The organism is Enterobacter cloacae complex sp. 2024EL-00214 (assembly GCF_043945575.1).
Taxonomy (GTDB): Bacteria; Pseudomonadota; Gammaproteobacteria; order Enterobacterales; family Enterobacteriaceae; genus Enterobacter; species Enterobacter cloacae_P.
In genome coordinates this window covers 132,744-153,079 of record NZ_JBIMRC010000003.1, presented here as the reverse complement: position 1 = coordinate 153,079, position 20,336 = coordinate 132,744, and the positions used below count along the sequence as shown (strand labels likewise).

Genomic DNA, 20,336 nt, shown 5'->3' with positions numbered 1-20,336 from the left:
CCATGATTGATTCGCCCCGCGTATGTGTCCATGTACAAAGCGTCTATGTTGAGTCCCAGTCTTCACCGGATGATGAACGTTTTGTCTTTGCTTACACCGTGACCATTCGCAATCTGGGGCGGATGCCTGTGCAACTGCTTGGGCGTTACTGGCTTATCACCAACGGCAATGGCCGCGAAATTGAAGTTCAGGGCGAGGGTGTGGTCGGTGAACAACCCCATATCGCCCCTGGCGAAGAGTATCAGTACACCAGCGGCGCGGTGATTGAAACGCCGCTGGGTACTATGCAGGGCCATTATGAGATGGTCGACATCGATGGCAATCCGTTCCGCATTGCTATTCCTGTATTCCGTCTCGCCGTTACAACACTCATTCACTAATCCAATGTCTACATATCTGATTGGCGACGTTCACGGTTGCTACGATGAACTGATCGCATTATTAAAACAGGTCGACTTCACGCCAGGACAAGATATGCTCTGGCTGACGGGCGATTTAGTTGCGCGCGGCCCAGGCTCCCTTGATGTTTTGCGCTTCGTAAAATCACTGGGCGACAGCGTACGTATGGTGCTGGGCAATCACGATCTGCATCTGCTGGCGGTTTTCGCCGGGATCAGCCGTAACAAGCCTAAAGACAGGCTCTCTACGCTGCTGGATGCGCCAGATGCCGATGACCTGCTCAACTGGCTACGCCGCCAGCCGCTACTGCAGATCGATGAAGAGAAAAAACTGATCATGGCACATGCCGGGATCACCCCTCAGTGGGATCTCGAAACGGCAAAAATCTGCGCGCGTGACGTTGAGGCGGTCCTGGCAAGCGACTCTTATCCTTTCTTCCTCGATGCCATGTACGGTGATATGCCGAACCACTGGAGCGAAGATCTCAGCGGTCTGGCACGTCTGCGTTTTATCACTAACGCCTTCACGCGCATGCGTTTTTGCTTCCCGAACGGGCAGCTGGATATGTACTGCAAAGACACGCCAGACAGCGCACCTGCGCCGCTCAAACCGTGGTTTGCTATCCCAGGGCCCGTCACAAACGAGTACAGCGTGGTGTTTGGTCACTGGGCGGCGCTTGAAGGTAAAGGCACCCCGGAGGGGATCTACGGTCTTGATACCGGATGCTGCTGGGGCGGGGATTTGACCTGCTTACGCTGGGAAGATAAAGCTTACTTTGTTCAGCCGTCCAACCGGCAGCTGGACTTAGGAGAAAGTGAGGCGGTCGCCTCCTGAAGGATCCCCTCTCCCCTATGGGGAGAGGGTTAGAGAGACTTAGCGACGTTCCAGAATCTCGAAGCAGTAGCTGTGTGAGTTCTGCGCATCCGCGTCGTGGAATTCGCTGAACACAGATTCCCACTCATCTGGATCGTAATCCGGGAAATGAGTATCCCCTTCCACTTCCGCATCAATGTGAGTCAGATACAGCTTCTGCGCTTTTGGCAGAAATTGTTCGTACACACGACCGCCACCGATCACCATGATCTCTTCGGCATTACCACATGCAGCAATGGCCTCGTCGACGGATTTTACCCATTCGACGCGATCGTCAGTGCCTGGCTGGCTACTGATCACGATGTTCTTACGTCCTGGCAGTGGGCGACCAATCGACTCCCAGGTCAGGCGGCCCATCACTACCGGCTTGTTTAACGTTGTACGTTTAAACCATGCGAGATCGGCAGGCAGGTTCCACGGCATGGCATTTTCCATGCCGATAACGCGGTCTACCGCCAGCGCGGCAATCAGACTGATCATTGAAAATTTCCCGGATGCAAAAAATTGCCGCCACTATACGGAAAGCTTAATCTTTCGTCGACTGGCGGCAGGGTAAAGAAACAGAAATTTTTTAATATTGCTGGCAACTCCACTTCACACGGAAGGTTTACTCTCCGGTTCGTCCTCCGGGTTACCGGTATGCTTGCCCTCTTCCGTGCCCTGCCAGCCATGACGCTGGATCAGCGACAGGTGATTACGATCCTCATTAATGATTTCTGTCAGCATCGCGCTGGTGCGTTTAAACACGGCGGCACGTTCTGATGCGGTGCTGCCAGCCATCGCCGCCATCTCCTCTACCATATCGGTATTAAAACGGCGGAACAGGTCAGCACGTTCACGCGCTTCATACGCCCCCAACCCCAGACTTTCCAGCGCCATTCGGCCAGATTTGAGCGCACCTTCGAACGTTTCACGCTCTGGCGCGTCCACCCCGGCCTGCCGCAGCTGGATGTAATGATCCACATCGCGCGCACGCGAGATAATGGTCAGATTCGGGAAATGCTCTTTCACCAGTTCCACCAGCTGTATGCTGGTCTGCGGATCGTCGATGGCGTTAATCAGCACCTCGGCCTTCGCTGCCCCAGCCGACTCCAGCAGATCGACGCGGGTCGCGTCACCGTAAAAGACCTTCATGTCGAATTTACGCAGGGTATCCACATGGTCAGGATCGTGGTCGAGGATCACCATTTTCACCCCACTCGACAGCAATAAACGACCGGTGATCTGCCCGAAGCGGCCAAAACCAGCGATGATCACCCGAGGCTGCTCTTCGTCAATCTCATCAGCTTCGCGCTCCTGCTCGCTACCCGATGCTTCCAGACGCGTCAGCAATACCAGCAGGATCGGGGTTGCCGCCATCGACAGCGCCACGGCAAGCGTTAACGCTTTCGCCCACTCAGGATCAAGTACATTAGCCATCTGCGCTGCACCAAAGACCACGAACGCAAATTCACTCCCCTGCCCAAGCAACACGGCGAACCAGCGGCGCTGTTTATTGGGTACCTTCAGCGGACGGGCAATCAACCACAGCATCGCCATTTTGATTACCAGGAAACCGACCAGCAGGATGATGATCCGCAGCGGATGCGTCATCAGCGTGCCAAAGTCGATAGACATCCCTACGCCGATGAAGAACAGCCCCAGCAGCAGTCCTTTGAACGGCTCAATATCGCTTTCCAGTGCGTGACGGTATTCAGAACTTGCCAGCAGAACCCCTGCCAGGAACGCACCCATTGCCATCGACAGCCCGGCTTCTTCCAGCAGCAGACCAAAGCCAAACACCAGGAACAGGGCGACGGCACTGAACACTTCGCGCAGACCCGAACGGGCAACAAAGCGCAATAATGGACGGGTAACGTACCGACCTAACAGAATAACCAGCGCCAGCGCCCCGATAACCTTCAGCGCCGACAGCGCAAATGCACCGAGCGTTGTGGATGCTCCACTGGCGGCCAGCAGCGGGATCATCGCCACCAGCGGAATGGCGGCAATATCCTGGAATAACAGCACGGAAAACGCACTGCGCCCCATCTGAGAAACCGTCAGGTTACGCTCGTTCATCGCCTGCATGGCAATCGCCGTGGAGGAGAGTGCCAGCGTCATGCCGATAAGCTCCGCGACTTTCCACTCCATCCCCAGCAGGATACAGAACCCACCCAGCAGCAGGCCACAGGCCAGCATCTGCAATGCACCACCGCCAAACACCGAGGCACGCAGTTTCCATAAACGCTGCGGATCCAGCTCCAGACCAATGACAAACAACATCAGCACAACGCCAATTTCCGCAAAATGCAGAATCGCCTCAGCATCCGTGACCAGGCGGAAACCCCACGGCCCAATGATGCACCCGGCAATCAGATAACCCAGCACAGACCCCAGCCCCAGACGAACCGCTACGGGCACAATCAGGGCCGCCGCACCGAGGTAAATCAGCGCCTGTATCAGCGTATGGCTATCCATTGTGCACCTCCTGCCACTCCAGTAAGCGTTGTTTGTAGTGGCGAGCCTGCGCCTGTAACGTTTCATCGTCACAGACAAAAGTGCAGTGCATCGCGAAAGGAGGCAGCCAGGTAAGGCCGCAGTACAGCGCGGTCGCCTGGAGTGGCTGTGCCAGCACCTCAAAACCCGGGAAAGCACCGATATCGAAGTGGCTTTCACCGCCGCCAGTGGTGACGGCCCACATCAGGCTTTTGCCCTTCAGCGCATTGCCGTTGTGGCCATACGCCCAGCCATGCGAGAAGACTTTGTCGATCCACAGCTTAAGAAGCGGAGGGGTGCTGTACCACTGCATTGGGTGTTGCCAGATAATCAGATCGGCACGAGCGAGCGCTTCCTGTTCAGCGGCGATATCGATATTAAAATCGGGATACAGTTGATAGAGGGAACGTATCTCTACGTTTTCAAGCGTCCGTACTTGCTCAAGCATTCGCTTATTCGCGTGCGAGTGCTGCGGATAAGGATGCGCATAAATTATCAGAATCATTCATTAGCCTGTTGTTTTACTGCTTTCTTTTCTCAAAAGAGTGTAGTCAGTAATCCACAAGGCTAATAGTGAAGATTATTGACGGGTTAACGCCAGAAATCTGAACAAGTGATTCAGTTCGCCCTATTATCAGAAAAATGTCGTTATCGATCAAAAGCTAACTGGCTGAGCAGAAATGGAAAAGCAGAAGGTTCTGAAGGGGAGATCATGCCCGGCAACCGTGTGTCGCCGGGCATTTTTTATTTACTTGCTAATTTGCGCGTGCATTTCCTGCACCGAAATTACCTTCTCGGTGGCATCCGCATTCAGCGCCATCGCTGTTGCGAAACCGCCGTTCAGGGTGGTGTCGTAATGCACTTTGTACTGCAGCGCGCTGCGGCGAATCAGCTTGGAGTCTTCAATCGCCTGGCGGCCTGCGGTGGTGTTGATGATGTAGGTGTATTCGCCATTCTTGATACGATCCTGAATGTGCGGACGACCTTCATGCACCTTGTTCACCAGACGCGGGTTAATGCCCGCTTCACCCAGCACAATTGCCGTACCGTGGGTTGCATCCAGCTCGAAGCCCTGTTTCAGCAGCTTGGCGGCCAGGTCAACCACGCGCTCTTTATCGCCTTCGCGAACGGAAAGCAGCGCACGGCCCGTTTTCTTCATGGTGGAGTTACTGCCCAGCTGCGCCTTCGCGAAGGCTTCTGCGAAGGTGCGACCCACGCCCATCACTTCCCCGGTAGAACGCATTTCTGGCCCTAACAGCGGGTCAACGCCCGGGAATTTGTTGAACGGCAGCACCACTTCTTTCACTGAGTAGTACGGCGGGATAATTTCTTTGGTCACGCCCTGCTGAGCCAGCGTCTGGCCTGCCATCACGCGCGCCGCCACTTTCGCCAGCGGAACACCGGTGGCTTTGGAGACGAACGGTACGGTACGCGCCGCACGCGGGTTCACTTCAATCAGGTAGACTTCGTTGTCTTTTACCGCGAACTGGACGTTCATCAGACCACGAACCTGCAGCTCGAAGGCCAGTTTCTGTACCTGCTGGCGCATCACATCCTGAATTTCCTGGCTCAGGGTGTACGCAGGCAGAGAACAGGCAGAGTCACCGGAGTGTACGCCCGCCTGCTCGATGTGCTCCATGATGCCGCCAATCAGCACCATTTCGCCGTCGCAGATGGCGTCGACGTCAACTTCTACCGCATCGTCCAGGAAGCGGTCGAGCAGGACTGGCGCATCGTTGGAGACGCTGACCGCAGTCTGGAAGTAACGACGCAGGTCGGCTTCGTCGTATACGATTTCCATCGCACGGCCGCCCAGGACGTAGGAAGGACGCACCACCAGCGGGTAACCAATCTCTTTGGCTTTCTCTACAGCCATCTCAATCGCGGTCACGGTGGCGTTTGCCGGCTGTTTCAGCTTCAGACGGTCAACCGCCTGCTGGAAACGCTCACGGTCTTCTGCACGGTCAATGGCATCCGGGCTGGTACCGATAACCGGCACACCAGCGGCTTCCAGCGCGCGCGCCAGCTTCAGCGGCGTCTGACCACCGTACTGCACGATCACGCCTTTCGGCTTCTCAATACGCACGATTTCCAGCACATCTTCCAGCGTTACCGGCTCGAAGTAGAGGCGGTCGGAGGTGTCGTAGTCGGTAGATACGGTTTCCGGGTTACAGTTGACCATGATGGTTTCGTAACCGTCTTCGCGCAGCGCCAGAGAGGCGTGTACGCAGCAGTAGTCGAACTCAATACCCTGGCCGATACGGTTTGGCCCACCGCCCAGTACCATAATTTTGTCGCGGTCGACGGATGGGTTCGCTTCGCACTCGTCTTCATAGGTGGAGTACATGTACGCGGTGTCGGTCGCGAATTCTGCCGCACAGGTATCCACACGTTTGTAGACCGGGTGCAGATTATACTGGTCACGCAGCTTGCGGATTTCCGCTTCGCGCACGCCCGCCAGTTTTGCCAGACGCGCATCGGCGAAGCCTTTACGCTTCAGCACGCGCAGGAAGTCTGCGTCCAGGCCATTAATACCCTGCTCTGCGACCTGTTCTTCCAGACGCACCAGCTCTTCAATCTGTACCAGGAACCAGCGGTCGATGTTGGTCAGGTTGAACACGCCATCGACGGACAGGCCAGCACGGAAGGCATCAGCGATGTACCAGATACGCTCTGCACCGGCGTCTTTCAGCTCGCGGCGGATTTTAGTCAGCGCTTCCGGGTCGTCCAGGCTCACTTTCGGGTCAAAGCCAGTCGCGCCCACTTCCAGGCCGCGAAGGGCTTTCTGCAGGGATTCCTGCTGGGTGCGGCCAATCGCCATCACTTCGCCCACAGATTTCATCTGGGTCGTCAGACGGTCGTTCGCACCGGCAAATTTTTCGAAGTTGAAGCGTGGAATTTTCGTCACAACGTAGTCGATGGACGGTTCGAAGGACGCAGGAGTGCGGCCACCGGTGATGTCGTTCATCAGTTCATCGAGGGTGTAACCCACCGCCAGTTTCGCCGCCACTTTGGCAATCGGGAAACCGGTGGCTTTCGAGGCCAGCGCGGAAGAACGGGACACTCGCGGGTTCATTTCGATAACAATCAGACGGCCTGTTTTCGGGTTCACCGAGAACTGAACGTTTGAACCGCCGGTTTCCACGCCGATTTCACGCAGTACCGCCATCGAGGCGTTACGCATGATTTGGTATTCTTTGTCGGTCAGCGTCTGAGCAGGCGCAACGGTGATGGAGTCACCGGTGTGAATACCCATCGCATCGAAGTTCTCGATAGAGCAAACGATGATGCAGTTGTCGTTTTTATCACGCACCACTTCCATCTCGTACTCTTTCCAGCCAATCAGCGATTCATCAATCAGCAGCTCTTTGGTTGGGGAGAGATCCAGACCGCGTTCGCAAATCTCTTCGAACTCTTCGCGGTTGTAGGCGATGCCGCCACCGGTACCGCCCATCGTAAAGGATGGACGAATAATGCACGGATAGCCCACGTCAGCCGCCACGGCCAGCGCTTCTTCCATGTTGTGTGCGATACCAGAACGCGCTGTATCGAGGCCGATTTTTTTCATCGCCACGTCGAAGCGGCGGCGGTCTTCTGCTTTATCAATCGCGTCGGCAGTCGCACCAATCATGGTCACGCCAAACTCTGCCAGCACGCCCTGACGCTCCAGCTCCAGCGCACAGTTCAGCGCCGTCTGGCCGCCCATTGTCGGCAGAACCGCGTCCGGACGCTCTTTTTCGATAATTTTGCGTACCACTTCCCAATGAATTGGCTCGATGTAGGTCGCATCAGCCATTTCCGGGTCGGTCATGATGGTGGCCGGGTTAGAGTTCACGAGGATGACGCGGTAACCCTCTTCACGCAGGGCTTTACACGCCTGCGCACCGGAGTAGTCGAATTCACAGGCCTGGCCGATAACAATCGGGCCAGCGCCAAGGATCAGGATGCTTTTTATGTCTGTACGTTTTGGCATTGTCTTCTCAGCTCCTGATTATTTAGCAGTCTTACGGTATTGCCCGATAAGTTCGATGAAGTGATCGAACAGCGGTGCGGCATCGTGTGGGCCCGGGCTGGCTTCAGGGTGCCCCTGGAAGCTGAACGCTGGCTTATCGGTGCGATGGATGCCCTGCAGGGTGCCATCAAACAGTGATTTGTGCGTCACGCGCAGATTAGACGGCATGGATGCCTCATCCACTGCAAAACCGTGGTTCTGTGCGGTAATCATCACCGTGTTGTTGTCGATGTCTTTCACCGGGTGGTTACCGCCGTGGTGACCAAACTTCATCTTCACGGTGTTCGCACCGCTCGCCAGCGCCAGCAGCTGATGGCCGAGGCAGATACCGAATACCGGGATATCTGTTTCCAGGAAGGATTTGATGGCGTCGATAGCGTAATCACACGGTGCCGGGTCGCCAGGACCGTTGGAAAGGAAGATGCCGTCCGGGTTCATCTTCAGCACGTCCTCAGCAGAGGTTTTCGCCGGAACCACCGTCAGGCGGCAACCGCGATCAACCAGCATACGCAGGATATTGCGCTTGGCACCGAAATCGTAAGCCACAACGTGGAACGGCAGCTCGCTCTCTGGTTTCGCTTCCGGCAGGTCACCTTCCAGCGTCCAGCTCCCCTGTGTCCAGCTGTAGGCTTCTGCGGTAGTCACTTCTTTCGCCAGGTCCATGCCGTTCAGGCCCGGGAAGGCTTTCGCTTTTTCCAGCGCCAGCGCTGCATCCAGGTTATCCCCTGCGATGATGCAGCCGTTTTGTGCACCCTTCTCGCGCAGCAGACGCGTCAGCTTGCGGGTATCAATATCGGCAATCGCCACGATGTTATGGCGCTTCAGGTAAGAAGAAAGGTCTTCAGTATTGCGGAAGTTGCTGGCGATCAGCGGCAGGTCGCGAATGACCAGACCTTGCGCATGTACCTGAGAGGATTCTTCGTCAGCCGCATTGGTGCCGACATTGCCGATATGAGGATAAGTAAGAGTAACGATTTGGCGAGAATAGGAAGGATCAGTGAGGATTTCTTGATAACCGGTCATTGAAGTATTGAAAACGACTTCCCCAACCGCCGAACCTGTTGCCCCTATGGCCCGACCGATAAACTGGGTTCCGTCTTCCAGAACCAATAGCGCTGACTTAATCAAAACACCCTCCAGAGAATATTCACTCACTTTATTTGCATATTAATTCACAACTACGTTACGAAGCAATGCAAATTTGTTGCCAGCGGATTTTTGGCAAACGGCGGCATTCTGGATATTCAGAGGGTAAAAGTCAACTTAAAACGGATATTTTGTTTATTCTTTTGCGGGACTGGCGGCCTGAAAGCGACTTAAGCGACAAAAAGATCAGGTAAATCACATCAGAAAACGCTTGCGCAGTAAGTTTAATAGAAATTAAGACGTCGCAACAACAAAAAGTAGACCAGATGGTCAAAATTTACAGTCCAGCAACATAAAACCTGACGAAAACTGTTATTTTTGACAATTAATGAATCAAATGACATTAAAGAAGATAAAATAAAAGGGCAATAAAATATTGCCCTATGCAATCAATCAATTACGACTGCAATAACCACATCACGATGGGTAATAAATCTTACAAATTGTTGAGATCGAGTACATCTCGCATATCAAAAAGACCATTTTCTTTGCCTTTTAGCCACAATGCGGATCGTACGGCACCATTCGCAAATGTCATACGGCTTGATGCTTTATGCGTGATTTCCACACGTTCGCCAATATCGGCGAACATCGCCGTATGTTCGCCGACGATGTCACCTGCACGGACGGTGGCAAAGCCAATGGTCCCTGGAACACGTTCGCCGGTATAGCCTTCGCGCGAATAGACCGCGCAGTCTTTCAAATCTTTATCCAGTGCATGAGCAATCGCTTCACCCATCGCCAGCGCCGTTCCTGATGGTGCGTCAACTTTGTAGCGGTGGTGCGCTTCAACAATCTCAATGTCGGTATAGCTGCCCATCACCTTCGCCGCCTTCTCCAGCAGCTTCAGCATGACGTTAACGCCGACGCTAAAGTTTGCGGCGAAGACAATTGCAATCTCACCTGACGCATCCTGAATGGCTTGTTTACCGGCATCATCAAAACCGGTAGTGCCAATCACCATCCCTTTACCGTGCTGACGGCAAAACGCCAGATGGTTCAACGTCCCTTCCGGGCGCGTAAAATCGATGAACACATCAAAGTCATCTTTTACCGCATCCAGGCTGGACTGTACGGTGACGCCTGTCTTACCCGCCCCCGCCAGCTCACCTGCGTCAGTACCAAGAAGCGATGAGCCTTCACGCTCCAGCGCCGCACCAAGTGCCACGCCATCCATCTGTAGTGCCGCCTGAATCAGCTGACGGCCCATACGTCCACCCGCGCCCGCAATAGCGACACGGATCTGTGCATCATGCATAGTTATTCTCTTACGTTAAAATGATGTAAACCGTTTTCAGATTACCCAGCCTTCGCAGAGGCCGCCAACTGAAAACACCGATAATTAGAATTTAACGTGAAACCGACTCAAATATCAGTAAAAGACATGATCGTCAGCGGAAACCACATGATTCCCGCACCACCAGCGCTGGCGGCAGGATGATCCGTTTGGCGGGTTCGTCATTACCCTGTATGCGGCTGTACAGTAATTCCCCCGCCTTACGGCCAATCTCTTTTGCCGCCACTGATACGGTGGTCAATGCAGGCTGCACCAGAGCCGCTTCGGTAATGTCATCAAAACCGACCAGCGCAAAATCACGCCCCGGTTCACGGCCCAGCTTGCGTAAACTTTGCATCACCCCCAGCGCCACAATATCCTGATAGCAAATCGCAGCGCTGATGTTTGGATGCTCAAGCAGTAACGCCTCCGCCACGCGCGCGCCGTCGCTTTGGCTGGCCTGCGACGTCCTGATCCAGGCAGGATTCGGTGTCACGCCGTATTCCAGCAGCTTGCTGGTAAAGCCACCGATACGCTGCGCCCGTGAGCCCGAGTTCTGGCTCCCCCCAATAAACGCAATATGCCGATGGCCTATTCTGAGCAGATGTTCTGTCGCCATCTGCGTGCCTAAGAAGTTGTCCGTGCCGACAAAATCAAAATCCGGATCGTTCAGCGGGCGCACAACCATGATAGCCGGAATGTTGCGCCGCTTCAGTCCATCAAAAAAGGCCTGTGGCGTTTCGCGGGCGGCACACAGCACCATACCGCCGACGTTATTGCGCATCAGCGAATCAACAAATTTTTGCTGTCGCTCTGCGGATTCCTCGCTATTCGCCAGAAAAAGCAGCAGTTCATGGCGCTCCATTTCATGACTTAGCCCTGCCGTCATCTCTCCGTAAAAAGGGTTGGTGATATCGTGCAATAGCAGCCCGACCTGATTACTGCTGCGGTTACGCAAATTGGCCGCCGTCTGGTTATAGACATAACCGGACTCGTCCAGCGCCTTAAGCACGCGTTCGCGGGTACTTTGCGAAATGCGACCTTTGTTGCAGAGCACCATAGAGACCGTCGCCGTTGACACGCCGGCGCGTTTCGCGACATCAACCAGTGTAATTCCCGTCATGTTGTCTCCTTAAACATCACTACAGATTAATCGAATAACCTATTTTTTGCATTTTTCCGTGTGAGTCTCTTCACATTACCGCCGCCGATCCGGATTTCATTCGTGTATATGGCGGGTTAATCGCGTTAACCACTCTTCTCAAATGCGGTTAATCGAATAACCTTAAATAGTGATTACGGAGGATAAGATGACAACCTACGACAAATTCCCCACGGTGATGATTCAGGGTTATGACGACAGCGCCTGGCAAGGATGGGAGGCGATTACCCGCATCCTTGATGCAAAAACCCAACAGCACAGCCGCACCGTCCTGGTGATTGATTGCTATCCGGGTGTTCGCCTGACCGAACTTGAAGACAACGTGCTGCCGCGGTTACGTCCAACGCTAACGATTAATGCCGAACAGGCGCGACAGGATGAGTTTGCCATCCATGAGATGCTTGCACGCAACCTCACCGACGATCGCGTCTTTGGCGTACTCTCCTGCCACCAGCTTGGTGAGTTTTTTGATCCCGCTCGTCTGGATGCGCTGCAGAATCAGGTGAACCAGTGCTCCGGGGGGCTGATTGTGATTTACGGCCCCGGTGCGGCGCTTATCCATCCGGGTGATGTTCTGGTGTATGCCGATCTTCCGCGCTGGGAGATCCAGCAGCGTATGCGCAGCGGTGAGATGGGGAACTGGGGAGCAGCGAATCAGCATGAAGATATGCTGCGTCGCTACAAACGCGCTTTTTTTGTCGAATGGCGCGTCTTCGATCGCCACAAAACACCGCTGCTCAGGCGCGCCGATTTTTTACTGGATACGACCCGGAAAAACCAGCCCGCGATGGTCAGCGGTGAGGCCCTGCGAGCCGGGCTTGAGCAGACCACCACTCAGCCTTTCCGCGTGGTGCCATTTTTCGATCCTGGCGTCTGGGGCGGCCAGTGGATGAAACAGCAATTCGATCTCGATCCCTCTGCCGCCAATTACGCATGGTGTTTTGACTGCGTGCCCGAGGAGAACAGCCTGTTACTGCGTTTTGGTGCAGTGCGGATCGAGATCCCCTCTCAGGATCTGGTCTTGCTCGAGCCTCGTGCTCTGCTGGGCGAGAAAGTTCATGCACGTTTCGGTGCGGAGTTCCCGATCCGTTTTGACTTCCTCGATACCATTGGCGGCCAGAATCTGAGCTTCCAGGTCCACCCCATTACCGAGTACATCCAGCAGCAGTTCGGGATGCACTACACCCAGGATGAGAGCTATTACATTCTGGAAGCCAGGCCGGGGGCTGTGGTCTATCTGGGCACCAAAACCGGTACCGATCCGCAGGCGATGATGGACGACCTCAGACGTGCGGGCCGTGGTGAAAAAACGTTTGATGACGCCCGGTTCGTTAATCAGATCCCGGCGAAAAAACATGACCATTTCCTGATCCCTGCAGGTACGGTGCACTGCTCCGGCGCGGGAACAATGGTACTGGAGATCAGCGCCACGCCGTATATCTTCACCTTCAAACTGTGGGACTGGGGCCGTCTGGGTCTGGACGGTCTGCCGCGTCCGGTACATCTGGAACATGGCGAAAAGGTGATCGACTGGCAGCGCGACACGCAGTGGGTCCACCAACATCTGGTGAATCAGTTTGAACCCATTGCCGAAGGAAACCGCTGGCGCGAAGAACGCACCGGCCTGCACGAGCGTGAATTTATCGAAACCCGCCGCCACTGGTTTAGTGAACCCGTTGTGCATCACACCAGCGGCGGCGTGAATGTGCTGAATCTGGTAGAGGGCGGCGAAGCAATTGTCGACAGCCCGACCGGTGCATTTGAGCCATTTACCGTCCATTACGCCGAAACCTTCATCATTCCGGCCAGCGTGGGGGAATACCGCATTTCACCATCAGCCAATACCTCCGGGCGGCCACTGGCGACCATCAAAGCCTGGGTAAGGAGCTAACGATGATTCATTTTATTGTCGCGACCCACGGTCCACTTGCCGCCGCGCTGCTGGAGAGCAGCCGGATGGTTTATGGCGACCTTCCCTGCGTACACGCCGTTTGTCTGACTGAACAGGCGGGGATAGAGGGCTTTCGCCGTGATTTCAGCACCACGCTGGAAGCGGCAAGCGTCAACGCTGACGGCGTGCTGGTATTGTGCGATATGCAAAGCGGCACACCGTGGAACGTGGCCTGTGAGGCCGCGTTTAGTCCGCATGCGCGGCCACCGGTCGCCGTGGTGGCGGGGGTCAACTTCCCGATGCTACTGCAAACCGACGAGGTGATGATGGCATGCGATGTTCATCATGCTGCCGCACACATTATCGAACTCGCGCTGCCAACGCTGGTACAGGCGAAACGGGTAGATACAGCACAGACAGACGATTTTTAAGGAGCCGCATATGAGTATTTCTTTTGTACGCATTGACGACCGCGTGATCCACGGGCAGCTCATTACACGCTGGGCCAGGGAGCTGCCCTGCGACGGCATCGTTGCCATTGACGATGCCGTCGCGGCCGATCCGCTGTTATCGTCGGTCATGAAAGGGGCGGTCTCCGATACCAAAGTGTGGCTGTTCGATACGGCAACCGCGATCGAAAAACTGCCAAAAGTGATTGCCAGCGAGAAGCGCTATTTCGTTATTGGCAAATCACCGCTCACGCTGCAGCGCATTGAACAGGCAGGTATTAGCCTGAAAAACAGCAACGGTAAAATCAACGTAGGGCCGATGAGCGCTCGCGCGAATACGATCACCATCGGTCCGAATCAATCGGTAACGAAAGATGAAGCAGCGGCGTTCGAGTGGCTGACCGTCCAGGGACACGCGATTGAATTCCGCCTGGTTCCCGATGCCAGTTTTTATAGCTGGCAGGATGCCAGACAAAAGCTGAAATAAGGAGCAGATCATGATTATTGAAGCGTCTTTAATTGGCCTGCTGTGTTATCTGGGGGCACTCAGTAGCCCGTGGCTTTTAGGGCTGACCGGCGGCTGGTATCTCATCTCCCGACCGCTCATTTCCGGGATGCTGGTTGGCCTGATCCTGGGCGATATCAAAACCGGGATTATGATTGGCGTAGCGGTGCAGGCGGTGTATATCGCGATGGTGACCCCCGGCGGCTCGATGCCAGCAGATTTAAACTTTGTGGCTTATCCGGCCATTGCGCTGGGGATACTTTCCGGCAAAGGACCCGAGGTTGCCGTCGCGCTGGCAGCGACTATCGGTATCGCCGGAACCATTCTCTTTAATGCGATGATGGTGCTGAACTCGTTCTGGAATCATCGGGCGGATGTAGCGCTGGAACACGGCGATGAACGCGGCATCTACCTCAACAGCGCCATCTGGCCGCAGGCGATGAATTTTGTGCTGCGCTTTGTGCCCACCTTTATCGCCGTCTTTTTTGGCGCGCAGTACATTAGCGGTTTTATGGACAGCCTGCCGCACATCGTCCTCTCCACCATGAACGTGCTGGGCGGCATTTTACCCGCTGTCGGTATTGCCATCCTGCTTAAGCAGATCATCAAAAGCTACACCATGCTCATCTACTTCCTGGTGGGCTTCGTCTGCATCGTTTTCCTGAAACTCAATATGGTCGCGCTGGTGATCGTGGGTGCCCTGCTGGCATTGATCCATTACAACTACAAACCCGAAACACCGCAGACCGTGACTTCAGCACCGGTCCCTGACGACGAGGATGAATTCTGATGGAAGAACGTAAACTCACCCGCAAGGATCTGCGCCGCTGCTGGCGGGCGTGGATGATGCACAACCTCTCCTCAATGAGCTTTGAACGCCTGGAATCCTTCGGCTTCTGCCTGAGCATGCTGCCGGTGGCAAAAAAACTCTATCCCGATGCGGCTCAACGCACCGAGATGCTGCGCCGTCACGCGTCGTTCTACAACACTGAGCCACAAATTGGCGCAATTGTTAACGGTATGGCGCTGGGGCTGGAAGAGAAGAAAGCCAACGGTGAGCCAATTGACGGCGAAACCATTAACACCCTGAAGGTGGGCCTGATGGGGCCGATCGCCGGGATCGGTGATTCAATGATCCCCGGGATGCTTATTCCGATCCTTCTCAGCATCGGGATGGCGCTGGCGGCAGGTGGAAATATCCTTGGCCCGCTGTTTTATACCGTCGCCTGGCTGGCCATTATTATCCCGGGCTCCTGGTTCCTGTTTCTTAAAGGCTACCAGATGGGTTCAGGCTCCGTAGAGATGCTGGTCAGCAGCAAATCCACCCGACTACGGGAAGCGCTCTCGTTGCTGGGCGTATTCGTCATGGGTGGTGTGGCGGCCAGCTATGTGAAGCTCGGTACCGGGCTGGAGTTCATCACGCGGGACGGGGTTAACATTCACGTACAGCAGATGCTGGACGGTATTTTCCCGCAGTTGCTTCCGCTGGCCGTGGTGCTGGGAACCTGGTATCTGATGGCCAAACGCGGCGTGTCACCGGTAAAAGCCATGATATTGCTGCTTATACTCGCGGCGCTGGGGGTGGCGTCCGGTTTGTTTGCAGGATAAGAGAACCGGGGCAATGCCCCGGTCCTTCTATGGATGGAAGTTATCCCACAGTGCTGCCGTTTTATCCGGGCGCGAAATAAACTGGAACCGCGCCGGATCGTCAATAAACTGCTGATAAACAGGCGCATCAGTAATACCGAACTCAGAATAACTACGCGGCGTAATCACCTGTAATCGCCCCGGTCTGTAGTGGCTATTGTGCTGCCAGACAATATGATTTCCCTGAACTAAGGGATACCAGGCCAGACCTTTTCGCGCGCGAACGGCATCATACTCAAAACCATATTCCCGGTCACACCACGCACCAAACGTCAGCGGCTCTTCGGGAGAGGCCGAAATGGTTGCATGTCCCCATCCGGGAGGGACCAGCACTTTTTCACCAGGCCCCGCGAGCACCGCAAAACAGCGGCCCGGATCGTCGTCAACATACTCCTGCATGTAGATAATCGCTTTACCCTGCCAGATTTCATACAGCTCAGGCGGCGACCATCCGCTGTGTTGGCTAATGCGATGGATATGCCCCTGACTGCGGACCGGTTCATCGCCGAGCGTGCCTGCGGCGTAGGTGACCACGCCAAAAAGCAGCATCCGTTTTTCGAGTTCTTGCCTGTCCGCCAGGCGTGCCACGTCCATCGCGATGGCGTACACCTGCTCTGGTCCTTCGCAATCCGGGTTGCGCAGCGATGGGCGGATCTGATCCAGCGTGCGGATCTCCGGCATCGGTCCGGTCACATCCTCTCCATAGCTAAAACCCAATGGACAGTGTGTGATGGCTATATCCAGTCCAACGTTAACCATTTCCGACCTCCCATCCCTGCGGGTGATGTTCAGAGGCAAATACACGAAGCGAAAAACCACCGGCCAATGCCGCATAGTCGTGTCCGGCCACGCTGGGCCAGACCGCCAGCGCAGAAAGGGTGTCTTCACCCGTGTTAATCAGACGGTGCGCGCTGAAAGAGGGAATGATGTGCACGGAACCGGCCTTCACGCGTTCAAGGCGTGCCTCACCGGATGGCGTCTGAAGCAGCAGCAAGCCACATCCACGCAGGCCAAAATAGACCTCGCCCTGTTCGCGGCGCTGGTGAAAATGACCGCGCGTCATAAAGAACTCATCACCGATTTTGCCCGCGTAAAGATGGGTCACGCCAACGTACAGCGACCCTTCGTCCGACGGGGAGTCGAGCATTTCAACGTCATAGACGCGCTGCCGCGGTTCGCAGCCACGCCAGGCATCGTCATCAATGAAAACGCCAGGCAGATCGGCGATGTGTGTCGTCTTGCGGATAAGTGGACCGTTAGCGAATACACCGCTGGCCCACGCCACCTGGGGTGGCAGGATAACGTCAGAGTTCATGTTTATCTCCGGCCCGAGGAGAACAACATGACAAGCTTACCAGATTAACCGGTTAACCTCCTGCTCAGCCCCCCGCTCTGTCGGGTTAATCACACTCCTGTTACTCCTGCTCGTGGAGGGTATAAGTGACCACCAGCTGTCCTTTTTTCATTTTCAGCCCGATGAGCTGCATCTCCCCTATTTCCGCCAGCTGTCTTACATGCGTTCCGCCACACGGATAGGCCGGGAGATCGCCAAAGCGAACCCTGCGTCTGCCCGCTTCAATTTCGGTCTGACGAAGCAGGTTGTCCGCTTTCCAGCCGTCAATCATCGCGCTCAGCCTGTTTGCATCAGGCAGTGACGCCTGCGGCTCTCGTGGCACAAAGGTAATCCGTCCTTCACCTGGCCAGTGATGAGCTTTCACCGGCTCCCAGCCAAATTGCTCACCGGCACAACCAATCAAATGGCCTGCGCTGTGCCAGCGGGAATGACGCACTCGCGCGCTTTTATCGACCTGCATTTCCACCTCGCCTGGCACAAGCGGTCGAGCCAGAATATGAATGACTTGCTCCCCGCGCAGGCTCACCCCCTCCACCGCGATCCCCGCGATCAACCCCCGGTCCGCTGGCTGTCCGCCACCCTGCGGATGGAAAAGGGTCTGATCCAGCTCAACGGCATAGCGACCATCAGGCTCTTCAGTGCAACGGATCACCTTCGCGCGGCCTTCTGTCGCTTCACTTGTGTAATAAAGTCGTTCTGTCATGGTTGTTCTCCTCTGTACCCTGACAGTATATTCATCACTTAAGCATCGATAATCCGCCTTTCAAACAATGCACTATTGCCTGGTATGCACAAATGAAACCTGCACTGCTTCCCGATCTTGCCACCTTCGTGACCATCGTAGAACACGGCAATTTTTCAACTGCAGCCCGTATGACGGGAGCAACGCCCTCAGCGATCAGTCGTTGTGTTTCACGCCTCGAGAAGGAGATGGGATCTAAGTTACTGCACCGCACCACGCGCAAGCTGGCACTTACCGAAACCGGAAAATCGGTTTATGAACATGCTTTGGATATGCTGGAAGCAGCACAACAGGCAATGGATTCCGGTAGCAGTCTGCAAACCGTTGCACAGGGAAAGCTCACGGTGAGCGTACCGAAAGCCGTGGGACGGTTTGTGATCCATCCGCTGATCCCGGCGTTCCTGGAGCGCTATCCACAAATTGACGTCTGCCTGCGTCTGGAAGATCGTTACATGGATCTGATCGATGATGGTGTCGATCTGGCATTACGGATCACCAATACTCCCTCTCCTGGCCTGTACGGAAAACCGCTGATGCCAGTAACCCATGTTATTTGCGCCACGCCAGAATATCTTCGTCGCGCAGGCACGCCACAACATCCGCACGACCTCCGGTCATATAGCTGTATTTCGCTCGGTGAAACCCCGGCCGATTCACGCTGGAAATTTACGTTGCAGGGAAAAACGGAGATCGTACAGACGCACGGACGTTACGCGGCTAACCACACGGGCGTGCGGCTGGATGCGGTCAAACGTCATGTCGGCATTGGGAGTTTACCGCTGTTTACGGCACGTGAGGCTCTGGAAAAGGGGGAAATTGTGCAGGTGCTGCCACAGTGGGAGTTTATCAGCAGCTATACGGGTGAACTCTGGCTGCTTTGGACGCGTAACAAACATATGCCCGCCAGAATGCGGGCAATGATCAACTATCTGACTGAAAAAATGCCAGTCAACAAGTGACTGGCATTGATACGCATTATTCTACTTCGCGAGCGTCGATACGCAGTTCTTTTGGCACTTCGAAAACAATGTTTTCTTCGCGTCCTTCCAGCGGAACCGCTTCGCCACCGCCCAGTTCCTGCAGACGGGTAATCACGTTCTGAACCAGAATATCCGGCGCGGATGCCCCGGCGGTGACACCGACACAGGATGCTGTTTTAACCCAGGCTTCCTGGATATCCGTCGCATCATCAATCAGAAACGCCGCTTTCCCCATTCGCTGCGCCAGTTCAGCCAGACGGTTGGAGTTAGACGAGTTTTTGGAGCCGACCACCAGCACCACATCCGCCTGTTCAGCCAGCGCACGCACCGCTTCCTGACGGTTGGTGGTAGCATAGCAAATGTCATCTTTACGCGGCCCGACAATTTTCGGGAAGCGCTGGCGCAACGCGTCGATAACATCAGAGGTATCATCCACGGAGAGCGTTGTCTGGGTCATAAACGACAGACGATCTTCGTTTTTCACGTTCAGCGTAAACACATCTTCCGGCGATTCCACCAGGTACATGCCCCCTTCCGGGTTGCTGTACTGCCCCATGGTTCCTTCCACTTCCGGGTGACCGGCGTGGCCAATCAGAATAGACTCTTCACCACGACGGCTGGCGCGCGCCACTTCCATATGCACTTTGGTCACCAGCGGACAGGTCGCATCGAAAACGGTCAGATCACGGCTTTTCGCTTCGTTACGTACGGCCTGGGAAACACCGTGTGCGGAGAAGATCAGGATTGCGCCATCCGGCACTTCGCTGATTTGCTCAATGAAGATCGCGCCGCGCTCACGCAGGCTGTCAACGACGTAACGGTTATGCACCACTTCGTGGCGCACGTAGATCGGTGCGCCGTAAAGCTCCAGCGCATTTTCAACAATGCTGATAGCGCGGTCTACACCGGCGCAGAAGCCGCGCGGGTTAGCCAACAGGATCTGCATTTCAGGCCTCCAGTGCCGGATCGATCTCCAGCACTTCAATATCAAAATGGACGGTATGCCCGGCAAGCGGATGGTTGAAGTCGACAGTGATAGAGTCACCGTTGATCTCGCGGATCACGCCAGGCATTTCGCTGCCATCCATAGCGGTAAAGAGCATGATCGCCCCGATTTCAGGCTCGCCCGCATCCATAAACTCACGGCGCGAGAAGTACTGGATCAGATCCGGGCTTGGCACGCCAAATGCCGCATCCGGCTCCAGCGCAAACGCCTTCTTCTCACCCTCTTTCAGACCCAGAAGCTGCTGCTCAAGACCTTCAGAGAGGGAGGTGTCGCCAAGACGAAACAGGGCAGGCTTGCCATTGTTGCGGGTGGATTCAGCGGTGGAGCCATCATCCAGTTTCAGCGTGAAGTGAACGAGGATCGCGCTGTTGCTCTGTACGGATTTAGACATGCAAATTGCTCGCTTGTTTTTGCCC

Annotated in this window: 20 protein-coding genes; 8 read left to right on the top strand and 12 right to left on the bottom strand. The window is 55.2% G+C overall.

The genetic code is table 11. The features are described 5' to 3' along the window. The first annotated feature begins 2 nt into the window (after window positions 1-2). Both apaG and apaH read left to right on the top strand, forming a co-directional pair. Complete coding sequence (gene apaG, locus ACHHZ6_RS04930) at window positions 3-380, top strand: Co2+/Mg2+ efflux protein ApaG (RefSeq protein ID WP_182273712.1); 378 nt, start codon at window positions 3-5, stop codon at window positions 378-380. Between the two features lie 4 nt (window positions 381-384). Then, window positions 385-1,233: a bis(5'-nucleosyl)-tetraphosphatase (symmetrical) ApaH gene (apaH, locus tag ACHHZ6_RS04925; RefSeq protein ID WP_182273711.1), complete on the top strand. Its 849-nt coding sequence runs from the start codon at window positions 385-387 to the stop codon at window positions 1,231-1,233. A 39-nt stretch (window positions 1,234-1,272) separates the two neighbouring features. On the opposite strand, the gene folA is transcribed toward apaH, so the two are convergent. From folA to ACHHZ6_RS04890, 7 genes are all read right to left on the bottom strand, one after another. Continuing rightward, the gene (gene folA / locus ACHHZ6_RS04920) at window positions 1,273-1,752 is read right to left on the bottom strand and encodes a type 3 dihydrofolate reductase (RefSeq protein WP_008502023.1); all 480 of its coding nucleotides are present in this window, start codon (window positions 1,750-1,752) and stop codon (window positions 1,273-1,275) included. Window positions 1,753-1,866: 114 nt separating this feature from the next. Further along, complete coding sequence (gene kefC, locus ACHHZ6_RS04915; RefSeq protein ID WP_182273710.1) at window positions 1,867-3,732, bottom strand: glutathione-regulated potassium-efflux system protein KefC; 1,866 nt, start codon at window positions 3,730-3,732, stop codon at window positions 1,867-1,869. After that, the gene (gene kefF / locus ACHHZ6_RS04910) at window positions 3,725-4,255 is read right to left on the bottom strand and encodes a glutathione-regulated potassium-efflux system oxidoreductase KefF (RefSeq protein ID WP_182273709.1); all 531 of its coding nucleotides are present in this window, start codon (window positions 4,253-4,255) and stop codon (window positions 3,725-3,727) included. The genes kefC and kefF overlap by 8 nt, the downstream gene beginning before the upstream one ends. A 243-nt stretch (window positions 4,256-4,498) precedes the next feature. Further along, window positions 4,499-7,723 (bottom strand): carbamoyl-phosphate synthase large subunit, encoded by a 3,225-nt coding sequence (gene carB / locus ACHHZ6_RS04905; protein ID WP_182273708.1) that lies wholly within the window; start codon window positions 7,721-7,723, stop codon window positions 4,499-4,501. Between the two features lie 18 nt (window positions 7,724-7,741). Next, window positions 7,742-8,890: a glutamine-hydrolyzing carbamoyl-phosphate synthase small subunit gene (carA, locus tag ACHHZ6_RS04900; RefSeq protein WP_182273707.1), complete on the bottom strand. Its 1,149-nt coding sequence runs from the start codon at window positions 8,888-8,890 to the stop codon at window positions 7,742-7,744. Between the two features lie 454 nt (window positions 8,891-9,344). Further along, a complete protein-coding gene (gene dapB / locus ACHHZ6_RS04895; RefSeq protein ID WP_182273706.1) occupies window positions 9,345-10,166 on the bottom strand; it encodes a 4-hydroxy-tetrahydrodipicolinate reductase in 822 nt (273 codons plus the stop codon). Window positions 10,167-10,299: 133 nt separating this feature from the next. After that, entirely contained in the window at window positions 10,300-11,307 is a 1,008-nt protein-coding gene (locus ACHHZ6_RS04890; protein WP_182273705.1) for a LacI family DNA-binding transcriptional regulator, read from the bottom strand. A gap of 187 nt (window positions 11,308-11,494) precedes the next feature. On the opposite strand from ACHHZ6_RS04890, the gene ACHHZ6_RS04885 reads away from it, so the two are divergent. Genes ACHHZ6_RS04885 through ACHHZ6_RS04865 form a run of 5 tightly spaced genes read left to right on the top strand, consistent with a single transcriptional unit; the run spans window position 11,495 to window position 15,799 of the window. After that, window positions 11,495-13,237 carry a class I mannose-6-phosphate isomerase gene (locus ACHHZ6_RS04885; RefSeq protein ID WP_182919389.1) on the top strand — a complete coding sequence of 581 codons (1,743 nt, stop codon included), beginning with the start codon at window positions 11,495-11,497 and terminating at the stop codon, window positions 13,235-13,237. A 2-nt stretch (window positions 13,238-13,239) separates the two neighbouring features. Further along, complete coding sequence (locus ACHHZ6_RS04880; RefSeq protein WP_182919388.1) at window positions 13,240-13,668, top strand: PTS sugar transporter subunit IIA; 429 nt, start codon at window positions 13,240-13,242, stop codon at window positions 13,666-13,668. 10 nt (window positions 13,669-13,678) lie between these two features. Continuing rightward, on the top strand, window positions 13,679-14,173 hold the full coding sequence (locus tag ACHHZ6_RS04875) for a PTS sugar transporter subunit IIB (RefSeq protein WP_182273702.1): 495 nt from the start codon (window positions 13,679-13,681) through the stop codon (window positions 14,171-14,173). Window positions 14,174-14,183: 10 nt separating this feature from the next. Further along, window positions 14,184-14,981, top strand: coding sequence for a PTS sugar transporter subunit IIC (locus tag ACHHZ6_RS04870; RefSeq protein ID WP_182273701.1), 798 nt, complete (start codon window positions 14,184-14,186; stop codon window positions 14,979-14,981). Continuing rightward, a complete protein-coding gene (locus tag ACHHZ6_RS04865) occupies window positions 14,981-15,799 on the top strand; it encodes a PTS system mannose/fructose/sorbose family transporter subunit IID (RefSeq protein WP_182273700.1) in 819 nt (272 codons plus the stop codon). The genes ACHHZ6_RS04870 and ACHHZ6_RS04865 overlap by 1 nt, the downstream gene beginning before the upstream one ends. Window positions 15,800-15,826: 27 nt before the next feature. Here the strand turns inward: ACHHZ6_RS04865 and ACHHZ6_RS04860 are convergent, their stop codons facing one another. The 3 genes from ACHHZ6_RS04860 to ACHHZ6_RS04850 all read right to left on the bottom strand — a co-directional run bounded on the left by ACHHZ6_RS04860 (window position 15,827) and on the right by ACHHZ6_RS04850 (window position 17,895). Continuing rightward, window positions 15,827-16,597 carry a glucose-6-phosphate isomerase family protein gene (locus tag ACHHZ6_RS04860; protein ID WP_182919387.1) on the bottom strand — a complete coding sequence of 257 codons (771 nt, stop codon included), beginning with the start codon at window positions 16,595-16,597 and terminating at the stop codon, window positions 15,827-15,829. Next, on the bottom strand, window positions 16,590-17,153 hold the full coding sequence (locus ACHHZ6_RS04855) for a glucose-6-phosphate isomerase family protein (protein ID WP_182273698.1): 564 nt from the start codon (window positions 17,151-17,153) through the stop codon (window positions 16,590-16,592). Before ACHHZ6_RS04855 ends, ACHHZ6_RS04860 begins: the two co-directional genes overlap by 8 nt. Before the next feature lie 100 nt (window positions 17,154-17,253). Then, entirely contained in the window at window positions 17,254-17,895 is a 642-nt protein-coding gene (locus ACHHZ6_RS04850) for an alanyl-tRNA editing protein (protein WP_182273697.1), read from the bottom strand. Between the two features lie 92 nt (window positions 17,896-17,987). Between ACHHZ6_RS04850 and ACHHZ6_RS04845 the strand changes: the two genes are divergently transcribed. Next, entirely contained in the window at window positions 17,988-18,893 is a 906-nt protein-coding gene (locus tag ACHHZ6_RS04845; RefSeq protein WP_182919386.1) for a LysR family transcriptional regulator, read from the top strand. Window positions 18,894-18,909: 16 nt separating this feature from the next. Here ACHHZ6_RS04845 and ispH read toward each other — a convergent pair whose 3' ends face one another. Both ispH and fkpB read right to left on the bottom strand, forming a co-directional pair. Further along, entirely contained in the window at window positions 18,910-19,860 is a 951-nt protein-coding gene (gene ispH / locus ACHHZ6_RS04840) for a 4-hydroxy-3-methylbut-2-enyl diphosphate reductase (protein WP_182273695.1), read from the bottom strand. A gap of 1 nt (window position 19,861) precedes the next feature. Continuing rightward, window positions 19,862-20,311 carry an FKBP-type peptidyl-prolyl cis-trans isomerase gene (fkpB, locus tag ACHHZ6_RS04835; RefSeq protein WP_182273694.1) on the bottom strand — a complete coding sequence of 150 codons (450 nt, stop codon included), beginning with the start codon at window positions 20,309-20,311 and terminating at the stop codon, window positions 19,862-19,864. Between the last annotated feature and the right edge of the window lie 25 nt (window positions 20,312-20,336).

What these genes read in the sequence shown, in the direction of transcription:
- apaG (WP_182273712.1), top strand. Translation starts at nt 3, where the DNA reads ATGATTGATTCGCCCCGCGTATGTGTCCATGTACAAAGCGTCTATGTT.
- apaH (WP_182273711.1), top strand. Translation starts at nt 385, where the DNA reads ATGTCTACATATCTGATTGGCGACGTTCACGGTTGCTACGATGAACTG.
- folA (WP_008502023.1), bottom strand. Translation starts at nt 1,752, where the DNA reads ATGATCAGTCTGATTGCCGCGCTGGCGGTAGACCGCGTTATCGGCATG.
- kefC (WP_182273710.1), bottom strand. Translation starts at nt 3,732, where the DNA reads ATGGATAGCCATACGCTGATACAGGCGCTGATTTACCTCGGTGCGGCG.
- kefF (WP_182273709.1), bottom strand. Translation starts at nt 4,255, where the DNA reads ATGATTCTGATAATTTATGCGCATCCTTATCCGCAGCACTCGCACGCG.
- carB (WP_182273708.1), bottom strand. Translation starts at nt 7,723, where the DNA reads ATGCCAAAACGTACAGACATAAAAAGCATCCTGATCCTTGGCGCTGGC.
- dapB (WP_182273706.1), bottom strand. Translation starts at nt 10,166, where the DNA reads ATGCATGATGCACAGATCCGTGTCGCTATTGCGGGCGCGGGTGGACGT.
- ACHHZ6_RS04890 (WP_182273705.1), bottom strand. Translation starts at nt 11,307, where the DNA reads ATGACGGGAATTACACTGGTTGATGTCGCGAAACGCGCCGGCGTGTCA.
- ACHHZ6_RS04885 (WP_182919389.1), top strand. Translation starts at nt 11,495, where the DNA reads ATGACAACCTACGACAAATTCCCCACGGTGATGATTCAGGGTTATGAC.
- ACHHZ6_RS04880 (WP_182919388.1), top strand. Translation starts at nt 13,240, where the DNA reads ATGATTCATTTTATTGTCGCGACCCACGGTCCACTTGCCGCCGCGCTG.
- ACHHZ6_RS04875 (WP_182273702.1), top strand. Translation starts at nt 13,679, where the DNA reads ATGAGTATTTCTTTTGTACGCATTGACGACCGCGTGATCCACGGGCAG.
- ACHHZ6_RS04870 (WP_182273701.1), top strand. Translation starts at nt 14,184, where the DNA reads ATGATTATTGAAGCGTCTTTAATTGGCCTGCTGTGTTATCTGGGGGCA.
- ACHHZ6_RS04865 (WP_182273700.1), top strand. Translation starts at nt 14,981, where the DNA reads ATGGAAGAACGTAAACTCACCCGCAAGGATCTGCGCCGCTGCTGGCGG.
- ACHHZ6_RS04860 (WP_182919387.1), bottom strand. Translation starts at nt 16,597, where the DNA reads ATGGTTAACGTTGGACTGGATATAGCCATCACACACTGTCCATTGGGT.
- ACHHZ6_RS04855 (WP_182273698.1), bottom strand. Translation starts at nt 17,153, where the DNA reads ATGAACTCTGACGTTATCCTGCCACCCCAGGTGGCGTGGGCCAGCGGT.
- ACHHZ6_RS04850 (WP_182273697.1), bottom strand. Translation starts at nt 17,895, where the DNA reads ATGACAGAACGACTTTATTACACAAGTGAAGCGACAGAAGGCCGCGCG.
- ACHHZ6_RS04845 (WP_182919386.1), top strand. Translation starts at nt 17,988, where the DNA reads ATGAAACCTGCACTGCTTCCCGATCTTGCCACCTTCGTGACCATCGTA.
- ispH (WP_182273695.1), bottom strand. Translation starts at nt 19,860, where the DNA reads ATGCAGATCCTGTTGGCTAACCCGCGCGGCTTCTGCGCCGGTGTAGAC.
- fkpB (WP_182273694.1), bottom strand. Translation starts at nt 20,311, where the DNA reads ATGTCTAAATCCGTACAGAGCAACAGCGCGATCCTCGTTCACTTCACG.